The 14,498-nt window shown below is 64.9% G+C and carries 18 protein-coding genes; 13 read left to right on the forward strand and 5 right to left on the reverse strand.

Annotation, left to right across the window (positions count from 1 at the left end):
* Positions 1-56: 56 nt before the first annotated feature.
* From AAC014_RS10040 to AAC014_RS10060, 5 genes are all read right to left on the reverse strand, one after another.
* Positions 57-422, reverse strand: coding sequence for a hypothetical protein (locus AAC014_RS10040; RefSeq protein WP_339707752.1), 366 nt, complete (start codon positions 420-422; stop codon positions 57-59).
* On the reverse strand, positions 419-718 hold the full coding sequence (flgM, locus tag AAC014_RS10045; RefSeq protein WP_339707755.1) for a flagellar biosynthesis anti-sigma factor FlgM: 300 nt from the start codon (positions 716-718) through the stop codon (positions 419-421). Before flgM ends, AAC014_RS10040 begins: the two co-directional genes overlap by 4 nt.
* Before the next feature lie 47 nt (positions 719-765).
* Positions 766-1,401, reverse strand: coding sequence for a flagellar basal body P-ring formation chaperone FlgA (gene flgA, locus AAC014_RS10050; RefSeq protein WP_339707758.1), 636 nt, complete (start codon positions 1,399-1,401; stop codon positions 766-768).
* A 135-nt stretch (positions 1,402-1,536) separates the two neighbouring features.
* Positions 1,537-2,610: a flagellar assembly protein T N-terminal domain-containing protein gene (locus tag AAC014_RS10055; RefSeq protein WP_339707761.1), complete on the reverse strand. Its 1,074-nt coding sequence runs from the start codon at positions 2,608-2,610 to the stop codon at positions 1,537-1,539.
* On the reverse strand, positions 2,610-2,987 hold the full coding sequence (locus tag AAC014_RS10060; RefSeq protein ID WP_339707764.1) for an LPP20 family lipoprotein: 378 nt from the start codon (positions 2,985-2,987) through the stop codon (positions 2,610-2,612). Before AAC014_RS10060 ends, AAC014_RS10055 begins: the two co-directional genes overlap by 1 nt.
* A 200-nt stretch (positions 2,988-3,187) precedes the next feature.
* Between AAC014_RS10060 and flgB the strand changes: the two genes are divergently transcribed.
* From flgB to AAC014_RS10125, 13 genes are all read left to right on the forward strand, one after another.
* Positions 3,188-3,589, forward strand: coding sequence for a flagellar basal body rod protein FlgB (flgB, locus tag AAC014_RS10065; protein ID WP_339707767.1), 402 nt, complete (start codon positions 3,188-3,190; stop codon positions 3,587-3,589).
* Positions 3,590-3,591: 2 nt separating this feature from the next.
* Positions 3,592-4,002, forward strand: coding sequence for a flagellar basal body rod protein FlgC (gene flgC / locus AAC014_RS10070; protein WP_339707770.1), 411 nt, complete (start codon positions 3,592-3,594; stop codon positions 4,000-4,002).
* 7 nt (positions 4,003-4,009) lie between these two features.
* On the forward strand, positions 4,010-4,693 hold the full coding sequence (locus AAC014_RS10075) for a flagellar hook assembly protein FlgD (RefSeq protein ID WP_339707773.1): 684 nt from the start codon (positions 4,010-4,012) through the stop codon (positions 4,691-4,693).
* 30 nt (positions 4,694-4,723) lie between these two features.
* Positions 4,724-6,019, forward strand: coding sequence for a flagellar hook protein FlgE (locus AAC014_RS10080; RefSeq protein WP_339707776.1), 1,296 nt, complete (start codon positions 4,724-4,726; stop codon positions 6,017-6,019).
* 27 nt (positions 6,020-6,046) lie between these two features.
* Positions 6,047-6,790, forward strand: a complete 744-nt coding sequence (gene flgF / locus AAC014_RS10085) for a flagellar basal body rod protein FlgF (protein ID WP_339707779.1) — start codon at positions 6,047-6,049, stop codon at positions 6,788-6,790.
* Between the two features lie 18 nt (positions 6,791-6,808).
* Positions 6,809-7,594, forward strand: coding sequence for a flagellar basal-body rod protein FlgG (gene flgG / locus AAC014_RS10090; RefSeq protein WP_339707782.1), 786 nt, complete (start codon positions 6,809-6,811; stop codon positions 7,592-7,594).
* Positions 7,575-8,240 (forward strand): flagellar basal body L-ring protein FlgH, encoded by a 666-nt coding sequence (locus AAC014_RS10095; RefSeq protein ID WP_339707785.1) that lies wholly within the window; start codon positions 7,575-7,577, stop codon positions 8,238-8,240. The genes flgG and AAC014_RS10095 overlap by 20 nt, the downstream gene beginning before the upstream one ends.
* A gap of 16 nt (positions 8,241-8,256) precedes the next feature.
* Positions 8,257-9,357 carry a flagellar basal body P-ring protein FlgI gene (locus AAC014_RS10100; RefSeq protein ID WP_339707787.1) on the forward strand — a complete coding sequence of 367 codons (1,101 nt, stop codon included), beginning with the start codon at positions 8,257-8,259 and terminating at the stop codon, positions 9,355-9,357.
* A complete protein-coding gene (locus AAC014_RS10105; RefSeq protein WP_339707790.1) occupies positions 9,354-9,680 on the forward strand; it encodes a rod-binding protein in 327 nt (108 codons plus the stop codon). The genes AAC014_RS10100 and AAC014_RS10105 overlap by 4 nt, the downstream gene beginning before the upstream one ends.
* Complete coding sequence (gene flgK / locus AAC014_RS10110) at positions 9,677-11,566, forward strand: flagellar hook-associated protein FlgK (RefSeq protein WP_339707793.1); 1,890 nt, start codon at positions 9,677-9,679, stop codon at positions 11,564-11,566. Before AAC014_RS10105 ends, flgK begins: the two co-directional genes overlap by 4 nt.
* Positions 11,567-11,587: 21 nt before the next feature.
* Positions 11,588-12,508, forward strand: a complete 921-nt coding sequence (gene flgL / locus AAC014_RS10115; protein ID WP_339707796.1) for a flagellar hook-associated protein FlgL — start codon at positions 11,588-11,590, stop codon at positions 12,506-12,508.
* 163 nt (positions 12,509-12,671) lie between these two features.
* The gene (gene motA, locus AAC014_RS10120; protein WP_121052375.1) at positions 12,672-13,535 is read left to right on the forward strand and encodes a flagellar motor stator protein MotA; all 864 of its coding nucleotides are present in this window, start codon (positions 12,672-12,674) and stop codon (positions 13,533-13,535) included.
* The gene (locus AAC014_RS10125; protein WP_339707802.1) at positions 13,532-14,479 is read left to right on the forward strand and encodes a flagellar motor protein MotB; all 948 of its coding nucleotides are present in this window, start codon (positions 13,532-13,534) and stop codon (positions 14,477-14,479) included. Before motA ends, AAC014_RS10125 begins: the two co-directional genes overlap by 4 nt.
* Positions 14,480-14,498: the final 19 nt, after the last annotated feature.

Raw genomic sequence — 14,498 nt, forward strand, 5'->3', positions numbered from 1 at the left:
GTCTCCTTTGCGGGAGACAAAGCAAGGGTCGTGCCAGTGTTAGAAAGTTCGCGCGCTCAGGCGCAGTCGAGGTCCAGCGAGCGATAGCCGCCGTCCATGCGGCCGTTGCGGCCATAGCGAACTTCGGGCGCGTGTCCCGCGGCGCGAGAGAGGACCGCGAGGCGGCGTTCGACGCCCGCAAGCAGCAGGTTCACGCGGAGCGCTGCCTGCTCGCAAAGCTCCGCGCCTTCGCGGATCAGCGCATCGGTTTCGGCATCGCTTTCCACGATCGGCGAAAGCTGAAGCGCCGAAATCGCGGCGAGCTTCGCGGGTGTCGAGGATTCGAGGACGCTGATGTCCCCGCTTTCCAGCGCCGCGATTTCAGCGCGCAGCGTGTCGTTCAGGGTCTTGAGCGTCTGCCGGTAGGCAGGGGCATCCATCATTCGGCCGTCCAGCCGAGATCGAGATCGACCATCTTGCGGGCGATCTGTTCGGGATCGACCTTGTAGGTGCCGTTGGCGATGGCGGCGCGAAGCTCGGCAACGCGCGCGGTATCGATCGGCGCGGCGGCGGCATCGCGCGCCGCGGTGGCAAGCTCGGAAAGCTCGGCGCGCGCAGGCGTCGGCGCGGTTTGGGCCGTGGCGGTCTTCGCAGACCCTGCCGCCTTCGCGGCAGCCGGGTCCAGAAGCACCGACGCTCCGTTCAGCCCTGCCGGGCGGCCAGAAATTCCGTCTACCATCCTATCGCCTCATCATCGCCTGTGCGGCGCAAAAGCCCATTATAAATTCATTCACGACCGTCTTCCGGATTCTTATAGCCCGGAAGCGCAACAATTCCTGGAGAGACCACAATCGCCTGCATCCGGTTGCCGGACGCGACGTTCCGAACCCGCACGCGGCCGCCCACGGGCGCATCCTGTTCGGCGACACCTTCGACCGCGACCTCGATCCCCGTCCCCCCGCTCTTGATCTGCACGGGGTCGCCGCGCTTCACGGCTTTTGCGGCAATCAGCATGTTGGCGCGTACCGCCTCGCCGGGACTCAGCGCGCGAATGACCACCTTGCCGACCACCTGGTCAACCGCGGTAACACCGCCGGGTACATAGGTATCGGGCCGGAAATCGACGTCCCCCGCCGTGATCGTGCCGCCGCGCGGCACCGGGCGAACGACGACGACAGCGCCGCCTCCGCCCTGCACAGCCCCCTGCCCTGTCGGTTTCATGTCGATGGGGACGTAAATCTGCCAGCCGTCCGGCCCGCCGCAGCGGACGAGTACGGTCGTCTGCCCCGTGCCGTACCAGATCAGCTCCGGCCGGATGGCACAGGCGCCAAGCTTCAGGCGGCGATCGACGCGGGGCGCGCGGTTCGGCCCAGCGAAGTCGCCAATCCGCGCTTCAAGGCGATCAAGGTTTTCGAAAATCACGGTTTGGCCCGCGGCCGCGGGCACGCCGACGGCAAACATTGCCGCCAATGCCAACACGCGTCGGGAAACCGTCGTTCTGTTCATCCAGCCTTGCATGACACGTTTCAAAGCAATGTCCATGCCAAGGTGGGACCATCAACGCAGGCGCAAGGCCGTCCGCGTTCCTGAGGGTACGCCATCGCCGAGTACGCGCGCACGCACAGCGGTGCCCGATACCGAGGTCACCTCGGCAAAGGTCCATCCCGGCCCGGCCCCTGCCGCAACGCGCGCGTCGCCGAGCCCAAGGAGATCGCCAACGACGAGGTCGCCGCCCGCGGCCGAGATCAGCAGCTCGTCGCCCGAAGCGCCGTTCACGGCCACTTCAAGCGGGCGGCAGCGCGCGAACGCCCCCGCCTCTTCCACGAGATCGGCAAGTTTGCCGCCAAAATCGGGCGCAACGGCGCGGCGCGAGGGTCGATAGTCGGCGGGAACATATTCCCATGTCCGCGCCGAAAGCGTCCAGTCGCTGTCCCGCGCGATCCGCCCAAGGAGTGTGCCCCGCACGGAATCATAAACCTCCACGCCGAGCACGGCTTCGGCGCGCTTGCCCATGACCAGCCCCGCGCCTTCGACCCGGCGCATACGCATCTCGATGAAGGGCTGCACGAACAGGCCGTAGTCGGGAGCGCCGCCGTGCGCGAGCGCCGTATAGCGCTCCGAAGACCGCCGCGCGGCGGCAAGCGGCAGCGCGGCCGGCGCCCCATAGGCGTCTCGAAACGTACGCTCGGCATCGGCGCGCACCGGCTCCGCGATCGCGGGATCGATCGCAGGGTCGATATCGACCCGGATCGCACCGACACGCATCGCGGGACGTGCTGATACGTCGCATTTACCGGCCCCAAGCGGCGCCAGCGTTGCTGATACAGCAACGCGCAGCAGGCCAGCTTCGCGCCATTCGTCCGTCACCTCGAACGCGGTCACCTTCGCGCGCGCGGTCGCCCAAAGCGTATCGGATCGCACGATGTTGCGGTCGATGATCGTGCGCGCTTCGACATCCATGCCGCCCGCCGCCACCGCCTGCCGAAGCGCATCCCCGATCGCCGCGCGGCGCGCACGGGCCGCATCCGCGCCAAGCGGCGCGGCACCCTCCACGTCAACGCGCACGTCCGCTGCCGCCGGGACGGCCGCAAGAACGGCGGCAACGGCAAGAAGGGCGGCCCCGCGGCGCATCAATCGGCCCCGCCCGCTGGTCGCCGCATCTCAACGACGGTTTCGTAAGTGTCGTCGCCCTTGGGCGTGATCTTGACGATGCGCGCGCCGGACACGGTGCCGCTGACCGTGGCGCGGATCGAATCCGACTGCAGCGACGTGTTCGACGCGGAGGACTGCGACTGCAGCTTCACGCCATAGACCTGTTCGGCAAGGTTACGCAGCGCGGCCAGGTGCGAGGCGCGGATCGCTAGCAGACGGCGCTCCTCGTCTGTTTTCGCGGGCTGCGACGAGATCGGGGCGAAACCGACGCCGGTCAGCACGGCGGGCGCCGCTTCCTGCGCGTGTGCCGGCAGGACGAACAGGGCAAGCACCGCAAACGCGGTCCGGGGCGTCATGAGTCTCATGGTCTGAATAACGACAGCTTCGGGTTAAGATTAAGTGGGCGCGAAAACGCGTCGGGAAACCGACGGAAGGCCGTCAAGGCTCCGACAACGCGCCCTCACCTCAATAATATATCGATTTAAATCATATTGTTATCAATCTGGCACGCCGCTTGCTGGAGCGAGAGCGGACAAAACCATCAGGACGTACCGCAATGGACGTACTCGACAATTATTTCGGTGTGCACGCACAGGCGCTTGAACTTCGTTCGAAGCGCCTCGAACTGCTCGCCTCGAACATCGCCAATGCGGCCACCCCCGGCTACAAGGCGCGCGACATCGATTTCGCCGCGCAGCTGAAGTCGGCACAAAGCGGCAGCGGCGCGCTCACCGTCACCGCCGGCAACCATATCGGCATCGGGGGTCCCGGGTCTGGTCCAGGCGCCGCCGGCGGCGCGCTCTACCGCATTCCGAACCAGGCTTCGCTCGACGGCAACACGGTCGAACTTTCCACCGAGCAGACGCGCTTTGGTGAAAACGCCGTTCAGTACCAGACGACGCTCGCGTTCCTGAACGGCCGCATCAACACGCTCTCGCGTGCGCTGAAAGGCGAATGACGATGGCCGGACTTTCCATCTTCGACATTTCGGGCCGCGCCATGTCGGCGCAGCTCGTGCGGCTCAACACCACGGCAAGCAACCTTGCGAACGCCGGCTCCGTCGCTGGCAGCGAGGCGGAAGCCTACAAGGCACGCAAGCCGATCTTCGAGACCTATTTCGATCAGGCAAGCGGCGGCGCCGTAGCCACGGTGGATGTGGTCGATGTCGTCTCCGCCGGTGGCACACCCGTGAAGCGCTACGATCCCGGCCACCCGATGGCTGACAAGAACGGCTATATCTACGAGGCCGCAGTCGACCAGACGCAGGAAATGGTCGAGCTGCTCGAGGCCTCCCGCCAGTATCAGAACAATGTCGAGGTCATCCAGACCGCGAAGTCGCTGATGCTGAACACCCTGAAACTCGGACAGTGAGGCAGGCATGACCAGCACCAGCAGCAGCCTTGATCTCAACGCGCTCGGCATCAAGAGCTACGATTCCAGCAACACCGTCACGCAGAAGAGCCAGCTCGACCAGAGCGACTTCCTGAAGCTGCTGACGACGCAGCTGAAGAACCAGGATCCGCTCAACCCGGTCGAGAACGAAGCATTCGTCGCGCAGATGGCACAGTTCTCGTCGCTGGCCGGCATCTCGGAGATGAACACCAAGCTTGGCAGCATCCTCGATTCACTGAACAATAATCAGCTTTCCACAGCCACCGGCCTTGTCGGAAAATATGTGCTGACATCAGGCACCAAGGCGGTGCCGGACGGCACCGGCGCCGTTTACGGGGCGATCACGATCCCCGAGGGCGCGACGGACACGACGCTCGCGATCAAGGATTCCACCGGCGCCACGATCCGCACGATCAAACTTGGCGCGGTCGAGGACGGCGTTCACGAATTCGCCTGGGACGGCAAGAACGATGCGGGCGAAACCGTGGAACCGGGACCCGTCACCGTCGAGGCGACGGCAAACGTGGGCGGCAAGCGCGAGGCGCTCGCCACGTCGGTCTACGCGCTCGTCCAATCTGTCAGCACCGCAACCCCGAATTCACCGATGACGCTCGATCTGCTCGGCATCGGCTCCGTCACCTTCGACAAGGTTCAGAAGATCAGCAGCTAGTTCTCACCGTTTCCAGAGGAGATTCTACCCATGGCAATGTACACCTCGCTCACCGGCCTCAACGCCGCGCAGACCGACCTTTCGACGACCTCGAACAACATCGCCAACGTCGGCACCGTCGGCTTCAAGCGCTCGCGCGCCGAATTCGGCGACATCATCTCCAGCTCCGCGCTGCAGAGCGCCGGCCGCGTCGCCGGTTCGGGCACTGCGCTTAAAACGATCAAGCAGCAGTTCACGCAGGGCGCGATTCAGTCGAGCCTCAACGTCATGGACGTCGCGATGATGGGCGAAGGCTTTTTCATGGTGAAGTCGACCTCGGGCACCACCGACATGCAGTTCACGCGCAACGGTGCGTTCAGCGTGAATTCGGAGCGGTTTGTGGTCGACAGCGGCGGCCAGGCCCTTCAGGTCTACCCGGTCAACGATTCCGGCACGGTGATCTCCACAAGCATCAACGACACGCGCGCACTGCGCCTACCGCTGACCTCCGGTCAGCCCCGCGCAACGACGGGTATCAACCTCGCGCTCAATTTGCCGTCGGATGCCGAAGTCATCCCCAACAACCCGATCTATACACCGACCAACCCTTACGCGTTCGATCCCAACAACCCGACGACTTACAACCGGTCGACCTCGACGACGGTATATGACTCGCTGGGCAACCCGATGGCGGCGGAAATCTATTACGTCCGCACCTCGAGCTCGAATTCGTCCTCGACGACGAACGACTGGAACGTCCACGTGATCGTCGACGGCACCGAACTGACGCCGTCGAGCGGCCCGTCGCCGATGCAGATGCAGTTCGACAACTTCGGCCAGCTCATTTCTCCGACGACCGGCGTCGGCTTCGATCCGCTCGCCATTCCGGGCGGCGATCCCCTGCTCGTGTCCCTCGACCACGGCACATCGACGACACAGTATTCGGACCCCTTCTCGATCGTTTCCCTGACGCAGGACGGATATCCCTCGGGCCGCCTTGACAGTGTCACCGTCGACAACAACGGCGTGGTCTTCGCGAGCTTCACCAACGGCCAGACGCAGGCGCTCGGCAAGATCGCGGTGGTGACCTTCGCGAACGCCAACGGCCTGAAGCAGACGGGTGACGCGCACTATACCTCCACCGGGCTTTCCGGTGAGCCGATCCTCGGCGAGGCGGGTTCGAGCGGCGTCGGCACGATCCGTTCGGGCGCACTCGAGATGGCGAATGTCGACATCACCGAGGAACTGGTCAACCTGATCACCGCGCAGCGCAACTTCCAGGCGAACGCGAAGGCGATCGAAACCGATAGCGCGATGACAAGCGCCATCATCAACATCCGCAGCTAAGCGGATTTGAGCTGACCGGAACCGCTGATGGACCGTCTCGTCTATACCGCCCTCTCCGGCCTGCGCAGCGCCATGGCTGCGCAGGACGTGACGGCGCACAACATCGCCAACGCGAGCACGATCGGTTTCAAGCGCGACGTCAGCGCCGCGCAGAGCCGTCATCTCGTCGGTGGGCAGAGCTTCGCCAGCCGCATTCAGGCGGCCGAAGGCACGCTCGAGGCCGACAATGCACCCGGCACGGTCAACCAGACCGGCCGCGCGCTCGACGTGGCGATGCTGGGCGATTCGATGATGGCGGTGCAGGCACCGGACGGCACCGAAGTCTACACCCGGCGGGGCGATCTTCGCATCAGCCCCACGGGTATCCTTGAAACAGGCGACGGCCTTGTCGTCGTCGGACAGGGCGGACCGATCACGGTGCCGCCGGCGAACACGGTCGAGATCGGCGCCGATGGCACGGTGAGCATTCGTCCTCAGGGCGGGCAGCTCAACGAGATGAGCGAAATCGGCCGCATCAAAATGGTGACGCCGCAGCCCGACGAGCTGGAAAAAGGCCTCGACAACCTGATGCGCGCGGCGGGCGGCGGACAGCTCGCGCAGGACGATACGGCCCGGCTCCAGACCGGTGGTCTCGAAGGATCGAACGTCAACATGATGGGATCGATGATCACGATGATCGAACAGGCCCGCGCCTTCGAGGTGCAGGTGCAGCTCGTCACCAGCGTGCGCGACATGGATTTGAGCAGCACGGCGCTGCTCCGCCTTGAATAACGAAGAAGGAGCCAGACGATGAGTTCGGCACTGCATACAGCACGGAGCGGTCTCGATGCGCAGGACATGCGCATGAGGGTCATCTCCAACAACCTCGCCAACGTGAACACCACGGGGTTCAAGCGCGACCGCGCGGAATTCCAGAGCCTGATGTATCAGAACTATCGCCAGGCGGGTGCCAACAGCGAGCAATCCACACAGTACGCGACCGGCCTCAACATCGGCACGGGCGTGCGCATCGTCGGCACCGAGCGGATCAATACGCAGGGCTCGATGCAGTCGACCGATAACCCGACCGACATGGCGATCAACGGCGCCGGCTACTTCCAGGTGCTGAAGCCCGACGGCACGATCACCTACACGCGCGACGGTTCGTTCACGGTGAGCGCGGAAGGCCTGCTCGTCACCAATGACGGCTATCCACTGCAGCCGGATATCACGATCCCCGAAGGCGCGCAGTCGCTGACCATCGGCAAGGACGGCACGGTGAGCATCGTCAACCCGGGCGATGCCGCGCCGAGCCAGATCGGACAGATCCAGGTCGCGAACTTCCTCAATCCGGCCGGTCTCCAGCCGCTCGGCGACAACCTGTTCGCCGAAACCGCGGCAAGCGGCGCGCCGATCGTCGGCACGCCGGGTGTCGATGGGCTCGGCGAGATCAACCAGAACATGCTCGAAACCTCGAACGTCAACATGGTCGAGGAAATGGTCAACATGATCGAGACGCAGCGCGCCTACGAGGTGAACTCGAAGGTGATCTCCACGGTCGACGGGATGATGCAGTATGTCACGCAGAACCTGTAAACTCGCCGCGCTCGCGCTGCTCGCCGCCACTGCGGCGTGTGCAGCGCCCTACGAGCGGCCGATGGCGGAGTTCGCGCCCTCGCACGCGCCTGCACCGACGCCGCCCGTACAGGCAACGGGCGCGATCTACCAGGCCGGACGCTTCGCGAGCCTGGTCGAGGACAATCGCGCGCGGCGCGTCGGCGATGTGCTGACCATCGTGCTCGTCGAAAAGACGCAGGCCGCGAAGTCGGTGTCGAGTGCAAGCTCGCGCAACAGCGACATGTCGCTCACGCTCCCCGATGCGAAGCCCTTCTCGTGGGTGCCGAACGGGCTGCTTTCGGGCGGCAGCGGCCAGACGTTTGCCGGACAGGGTTCCGCCGCGCAGTCGAACCAACTGACCGGCGAGATGACCGTCACCGTGGCGCAGGTCTACACCAACGGCACCATGCTCGTGCGAGGCCAGAAGCTCATCAAGCTCAATCGCGGCGAGGAGTATCTGCAGATCTCCGGCATCGTGCGCCCGCAGGACGTGACGCCGGAGAACCGCGTCGCCTCCACGCGCGTCGCCGACGCCCGCATCGCTTATTCCGGCACCGGCGAACTCGCGCAGCAGACCCGCATGGGCTGGCTGCAGCGCTTCTTCACCGCAATTACACCCTTCTAGGTCCAAAGGACTCGCCATGCGCTTTCGCCGCTTCCTCATCGCTCTCGTCCTCGCCTGCGGATTTGCCGCGCCGGCGGCGGCGGAGCGCGTCAAGGATCTTGGCGATTTCGCCGGCATCCGGTCGAACCAGCTCGTCGGCTACGGCATCGTCGTGGGCCTCAATGGCACCGGCGACGACAATCTCGAATACACGATCCAGAGCATGAGGAGCGCCATCGCGCGCTTCGGCGTCGTCATCCCGCCGGGGGTGAAGGCAAGCCTGAAGAACGCCGCCGCCGTGATGGTGACGGCGGATCTGCCGCCCTTCGCGAAACCCGGTCAAAAGATCGACGTCACCGTTTCGGCGATCGGCAAAGCGAAGTCGCTTCGTGGCGGCAACCTGCTGCTGACACCGCTCGTCGGCGCGGACGGCGAGGTCTATGCGATGTCGCAGGGCAGCCTTGCCGTCGGCGGTCTCGGCGTCGAGGGACAAGACGGATCGAAGGTGACCGTCAACGTCCCCTCCACCGGCCGCATTCCGCAGGGCGCCTCGGTCGAGCGCATGGTCGACACGCCGTTCGCCACCTCGCCGAGCCTCGTGCTCAACCTCCGCGAGGCCGATTTCACCACGACGCAGCGTGTATCCGACGCCATCAACAAAACCCTCGGCCGCGGCACCGCCTCGCCCCTCGACGCAGTTTCCATCGAAGTCACCGCGCCGATGCAGGCGGACCAGCGCATCAGCCTCGTCTCGATCATCGAGAACATCGAGGTGCAGCCCGCCGCACCCGCCGCGCGCGTGGTCATCAACTCGCGTACCGGAACCGTCGTGATCGGCGCGAACGTCCGCGTCTCACCCGCCGCCGTCAGCCACGGCAGCATGGTGGTGAAGGTGACGGAGAATCCGCAGGTCAGCCAGCCCGGCCCCTTCTCGCGCGGACAGACGACGGTGACGCCCGACAGCGGCATCGAGGTCGAGCAGGGCGGCGCACACATGTTCCTGTTCAATCCGGGCGTCGCGCTCGACGACATCGTGAAATCGGTGAACGCGCTCGGCGCAACCCCGTCGGACCTCGTCGCCATCCTCGAAGCCTTGAAGCAGGCGGGTGCGCTCAAGGCGGAGCTGATCGTGATATGACGACGGTCAGCGGCCTTCAGAACGGTGGAACCGCTGCTGTCGACAGCAGCCGCAAAAACACCGATGCGAACCTCGACAAGGCCGCGCAGCAGTTCGAGGCCGTGTTCGTGAACCTTATGCTGAAGCAAGCGCGGCAAGCCGTGCCCGACGGCGGCCTCTTCCAAAGCGAAGGGCTGAAGACCTTCCGCGAAATGCAGGACCGCGAGCTTGCGGGAAGCCTCGCGAAGCACAGCCCGCTCGGCATCGCCGAGGCGCTGAAGACTTTTCTCGCACGCGGCCAGGAAACCGCAGCCCCCGCGACAAACGAAGGCGAAGCGAAATGAGCGACCTCCTCGGCCTCGGCGCATCGGGCGTCCGCGCCTACCAGACCGCGCTCGACATCGTCGGCGAGAACATCGCCAACGCGAACGTGCCCGGCTATGCGCGGCGCACCGCCGTCGTCGCGGAGAACCCCTCCGCCGGCGGCGGTTTTCCGCTGACCCGCCAGACCGCTGCGGGAAGCGGCGTGAACGTCAGCGGCATCGCCCGCGCCTATGACGCCTTCCTTACCAGCGATGCGCGCACTGCCTCGGGCGATTATGCCCGCGCCCAGACGCGGCAATACTGGCTGAGCGAGATCGAATCGTTCCTCAATACAGATTCGCAGGGCCTCTCCGGCAGGCTGACGTCCTTTTACAACACCGCGCAGGACGTCGCTTCCGATCCGACCTCGCTTTCCGCGCGCGATGCCTTCCTGTCGGCCGCCGGCGAGGTCGCCGCGCAGTTCCGCAGCCTCGCACAAGCGTTCGATGCGACGCGCACCGGCATCAAGCAGGATGTCGACCAGACGGTCGATCGCATCAACGATCTCACCACCGCGCTTTCGACGCTGAACGGCACCATCCGCCGCACGGCAGGCGGCACGTCCGCCTCCGCGAGCCTCGAAGACGAGCGCGACCGCCTGCTGAACGAGCTGGCGTCGCTCACCAAGATCGATGTCACCCACCGCGGCGACGGCACGGTCGATGTGCGCCTCGACAATTCGACCGGCCCGATGCTGCTCGATCAGATGGGCGCGAAGCTGCTCGGCGCCACCGAAGCGAACGGCAAGATCCGGCTGACGCTCGATCCGTTCGGCAACAGCGGCACAATTCCGGTGCCCGGCAGCGGCGTGCTCGCCGGCCTTTCCGATGCCTACATCCAGAACAGCAACAGCGCAGCGGCGATCGACACCCTTGCCCAGCAGTTCGTCACCAGCGTCAATGCCGCACATCGGCAGGGCGTCGATCTGAACGGCATCGCCGGCGGCGATCTGTTCGCGGCAAGTTCGCTGGTAGCGACACCATCGCGCACCAACACCGGGCAAGCGACGCTCGACCTGCAGGTGACCGACGAATCGCTCGTCTTCGCCGGGGGCTACGAACTCTGGTATGATGGCGGCACCAGCCAGTGGACGCTCTCACGCACTGACGGCAGCGCATCGATAACCGGCAGCGGCACGCTCGATCTCGATGGCATCCATCTCGAACTGGGCGGCGCGCCAAAGGGGGGCGACTGGTTCCAGATCAAGGGCGTTTCGGGCGCCGCGGGTATGCGCGTTCTCATCGAGGATGGCGCAGAGGTTGCAGCGGCAGCGCCATGGGCAGCCGACATTTCCGCGGCGAACCAGGGCACGGGCACCGTCTCAGTGCGCAGCAATCCGGCCGCAGCCACGATCCCCGCACCGGTACCCACGAGTTTTACCGTCCGCATGGGCGCTGGCAGCACCTATGAAATCATCGACACGGCAGACACCGGCGTTCCGCCCACTGTGCTTGCAAGCGGGGCCTATGTGCCGGGTGCGTGGATTCCCGTGAATGGCTTCGACGTGCAGCTTTCAGGTACCATTGCGGAAGGCGACAGCTTCGTCGTCGCACCGACGGCGGCAGGCATGGCGGATAACGCCAACATGCTGCGCATGGTCGATACAAGGCTCGGCAATCCCGGCTTCGAGGGCCGCTTCGCGCGCGAGGTGACGCGGGTTGCGACGAACCTCAACGATACGAAAGCGCTCGCGTCGGCAACGCTCGCCGTGCGCGACAAGGCGCTGGAAGCGCGCGACGCAGCCTCAGCGGTCAATCTCGACGAGGAAGCCGCCGACCTCATTCGTTTCCAGCAGGCCTATCAGGCCTCTGCGAAGATCATCGCGGCAGCCCGCGAGATCTTCCAGACCATTCTCGACATCCGCTAAGCTTTCCCGAGGAACCGCAACATGCGCGTCGGCACCTTCCAGTCCTTCCAATCGCAGATGAGCCGCATGGGCTCGCTGCAATCGACACTCGCGCAGCTCGAGGCGCAGATCGCCTCGGGCAAGCGCATCCTCGATCCGTCGGACGATCCCCTGGGGTCGAGCCGCGTCGCGGACTTGCAGCGCAGCATCGACAACAACCAGCAATTCATCCGCAACATGGATGCGATCACCACGCAGCTTTCGTTTGCAGACAGCGCCGTGGACGCCATGTCGAACCAGATGGTGCGCGCGAAGGAACTCGCCGTGCAGGCCGCGAACGGCACGCTGACCGACGCGGATCGGAAGGTCATCAGCACCGAGCTCGGGCAGATCATCGACCAGATGCTGTCGCTTTCAAACAGCCGTGACGCGGCCGGCAATTATCTGTTTTCAGGCGCATCCGTCGGCACGGCGCCCTTCGCGCGCGACGCGACCGGAGCTATCGGGTGGCAGGGTAGCGGCGAGGCACCGAAGGTGCCGATCAGCGCTGACGTTGCGGTATCGACGGGCGCGAACGGCCTGTCGATGCTCTCGATCGAAACGAGCGGCGGACGCCAGACGATCCTCGCCTCGCTCTCCGAATTCAAGGCGCTTCTCGACGACCCCAGCGCCGATGCCGCCACCTTCACCGCCGGCATGGAGAAGGCGCTGCGCGATACGACGGCAGGCATCGATCGTCTCGCCGATCAGCGCGCGACCTTTGGTTCGCGCATGGCGCAGGTGGAAACGGAAACCGGCCGTTTGAAGACGCTGGAGACCACGATGACGACTGCGAAGAGCAATCTCGAAAGCCTCGATGTCGCTGCCGCCATCGTCCAGCTGAAAAGCGCGATGACGCTCCTCGACGCCTCGCAGCAGAGCTTCGCCCAGATCAAGAAACTCTCACTCTTCAGTTACTTGTAACGTGTGCTGCATCGCAACAAATCTGGGCTCGAGGAAGCCTTTCTCAACCTTTGGATGTCTAAAAGACCGTGAACTGAGGTCGTTAAGCAAGATAGGCGGACGGCGTCGCGAGAATCCGGGCGAGGATCCTGCGGTGCCGCCAGGCAATGGAGTTGTGCGTTAGATGTTCGCTGCGATCGGCCTCATTGTCCTTTTCGCGATGGTCTTCGGTGGTTTCGCGATCACCGGCGGCAATCTCGAGCCGGTCATGCACGCAATTCCGCACGAGATGCTCATCATCGGCGGCGCGGCGGCAGGCTCGCTTCTGCTCGGAAACAGCTTCGGCATTCTGAAGCAGGTCGGTGGCGGCATCGGCAAGATCTTCAAGGGCACGACCTACAACAGGAAAGATTATCTCGATACGATCTTCCTCGCGTCCAAGCTGATGAAGACCATGAAGACCGATGGCCCGGTCGCCATGGAAGCGCACATCGAGGATCCGAAATCGAGCAGCATCTTCGCGGATTATCCGAAGCTGTTGAAAGACCATTTTCTCATCGACTTCATGGCCGATGCGATCCGCCTCGTCGTCGTCTCGTCGGGCACGCTCAACGTGCATGCCGTCGAAGAGATCATGGACAATGCGCTCAAGACACACCACCACACCGCCATGAAGCCGGTGAAGGTGCTGCAATCCACCGGAGACGCCCTGCCCGCACTCGGCATCGTCGCGGCCGTGCTTGGCGTCGTGAAGACCATGGGCTCGATCGACCAGCCCCCCGCCGTTCTGGGCGGCATGATCGGCTCGGCGCTCGTCGGCACCTTCCTCGGCGTGCTGCTCGCCTATGGCATTGTCTCGCCGATGGCGAACCGGCTGGAGCAGATCCTCGAGGAAGACGGCGAAATCTACCACGTCGCCAAGGCGATCATCATCTCCTCGCTGCACGGCAATGCTCCGGCCATGGTCATCGAGGCCGCGCGCACCAGCATCAGCAGCAAGAACCAGCCTGGGTTCGCCGAGGTGTTTGACGGGCTGCGCGGTCGATGAGCGCGGAACCGATCAAACCGCTCGTCGCCGAAGCGGAAGTCCCGCCGCCGATCATCATCAAGAAGATCACCATCGAAGGGCACGGCGGCCACCACGGCGGTGCATGGAAAGTGGCCTATGCCGACTTCGTGACTGCGATGATGGCGTTCTTCCTGTTGCTGTGGATCGTCGGCGCGACCAACGAAGACCAGCGCAAGGGCATCGCCGACTATTTCTCACCCACGCTCGTGCAGCACACCAAAGCGGGCGGTTCCAACGGCGTGATGGGTGGCCGCGCCATGCTGGCGCCCGATGGAAACGCGCCGAACGCCGTGCCGAAGGGAACGCAGCGGCTGATGCCCGTCACCAGCTTTTCGCGCGTGACGCCGCCGACGCCCGAAGAACGCGCAGCGGCTGACCAGTTGCAGCGCGAAGACGTGAAACGCTTCGAAGCGGCGGCCGAAGCGCTCGAAAAGCGCATGGCAAGCGACAAGAATCTGGCGCAGCTGCGTGACCAGCTCCGGCTGTCGGTGACACAGGAGGGCCTCCGCATCGATATCCTCGACGAGGCCGACTTCGCGATGTTCTCGCTCGGCACCAACCGGCTTTCGCCGCAGGCGGCCGATCTCGTGCGCGCCGTCGCCACGGCTGTGCAGACGATGCCGAACCCGATCGCCATGCGCGGTCACACCGACAGCCTGCCCTACGCCGGCGGCTCGCTCGGTGGTCCTTCGGGCGGCATGAACAACTGGGTGCTCTCCGCACAGCGCGCCGAAGCGACGCGTGCCGCACTCGCGGCCTCGGGCGTCGATCCGACGCGCTTCTCACGCCTTGAAGGCGTCGCCGACCGCGAGCCCTTCAACAAGGCGAACCCCTACGATCCGCGCAACCGGCGCATCAGCATCACGCTGCTCTATCGCACGCCGACGGGCCCAGGAACCGTTGCCCAGCCTTCCGCCGAGTAGGACGGCCGAAAGCCTTGCG

Source organism: uncultured Sphingosinicella sp. (assembly GCF_963974575.1).
Classification (GTDB): Bacteria; Pseudomonadota; Alphaproteobacteria; order Sphingomonadales; family Sphingomonadaceae; genus Sphingosinicella.

Bases quoted from the DNA above. Each gene is read 5' to 3' on its own strand.
- AAC014_RS10040 (WP_339707752.1), bottom strand. From the start codon at position 422: ATGATGGATGCCCCTGCCTACCGGCAGACGCTCAAGACCCTGAACGAC.
- flgM (WP_339707755.1), bottom strand. From the start codon at position 718: ATGGTAGACGGAATTTCTGGCCGCCCGGCAGGGCTGAACGGAGCGTCG.
- AAC014_RS10055 (WP_339707761.1), bottom strand. From the start codon at position 2,610: ATGCGCCGCGGGGCCGCCCTTCTTGCCGTTGCCGCCGTTCTTGCGGCC.
- AAC014_RS10060 (WP_339707764.1), bottom strand. From the start codon at position 2,987: ATGACGCCCCGGACCGCGTTTGCGGTGCTTGCCCTGTTCGTCCTGCCG.
- flgB (WP_339707767.1), top strand. From the start codon at position 3,188: ATGGACGTACTCGACAATTATTTCGGTGTGCACGCACAGGCGCTTGAA.
- flgC (WP_339707770.1), top strand. From the start codon at position 3,592: ATGGCCGGACTTTCCATCTTCGACATTTCGGGCCGCGCCATGTCGGCG.
- AAC014_RS10075 (WP_339707773.1), top strand. From the start codon at position 4,010: ATGACCAGCACCAGCAGCAGCCTTGATCTCAACGCGCTCGGCATCAAG.
- AAC014_RS10080 (WP_339707776.1), top strand. From the start codon at position 4,724: ATGGCAATGTACACCTCGCTCACCGGCCTCAACGCCGCGCAGACCGAC.
- flgF (WP_339707779.1), top strand. From the start codon at position 6,047: ATGGACCGTCTCGTCTATACCGCCCTCTCCGGCCTGCGCAGCGCCATG.
- flgG (WP_339707782.1), top strand. From the start codon at position 6,809: ATGAGTTCGGCACTGCATACAGCACGGAGCGGTCTCGATGCGCAGGAC.
- AAC014_RS10095 (WP_339707785.1), top strand. From the start codon at position 7,575: ATGTCACGCAGAACCTGTAAACTCGCCGCGCTCGCGCTGCTCGCCGCC.
- AAC014_RS10100 (WP_339707787.1), top strand. From the start codon at position 8,257: ATGCGCTTTCGCCGCTTCCTCATCGCTCTCGTCCTCGCCTGCGGATTT.
- AAC014_RS10105 (WP_339707790.1), top strand. From the start codon at position 9,354: ATGACGACGGTCAGCGGCCTTCAGAACGGTGGAACCGCTGCTGTCGAC.
- flgK (WP_339707793.1), top strand. From the start codon at position 9,677: ATGAGCGACCTCCTCGGCCTCGGCGCATCGGGCGTCCGCGCCTACCAG.
- flgL (WP_339707796.1), top strand. From the start codon at position 11,588: ATGCGCGTCGGCACCTTCCAGTCCTTCCAATCGCAGATGAGCCGCATG.
- motA (WP_121052375.1), top strand. From the start codon at position 12,672: ATGTTCGCTGCGATCGGCCTCATTGTCCTTTTCGCGATGGTCTTCGGT.
- AAC014_RS10125 (WP_339707802.1), top strand. From the start codon at position 13,532: ATGAGCGCGGAACCGATCAAACCGCTCGTCGCCGAAGCGGAAGTCCCG.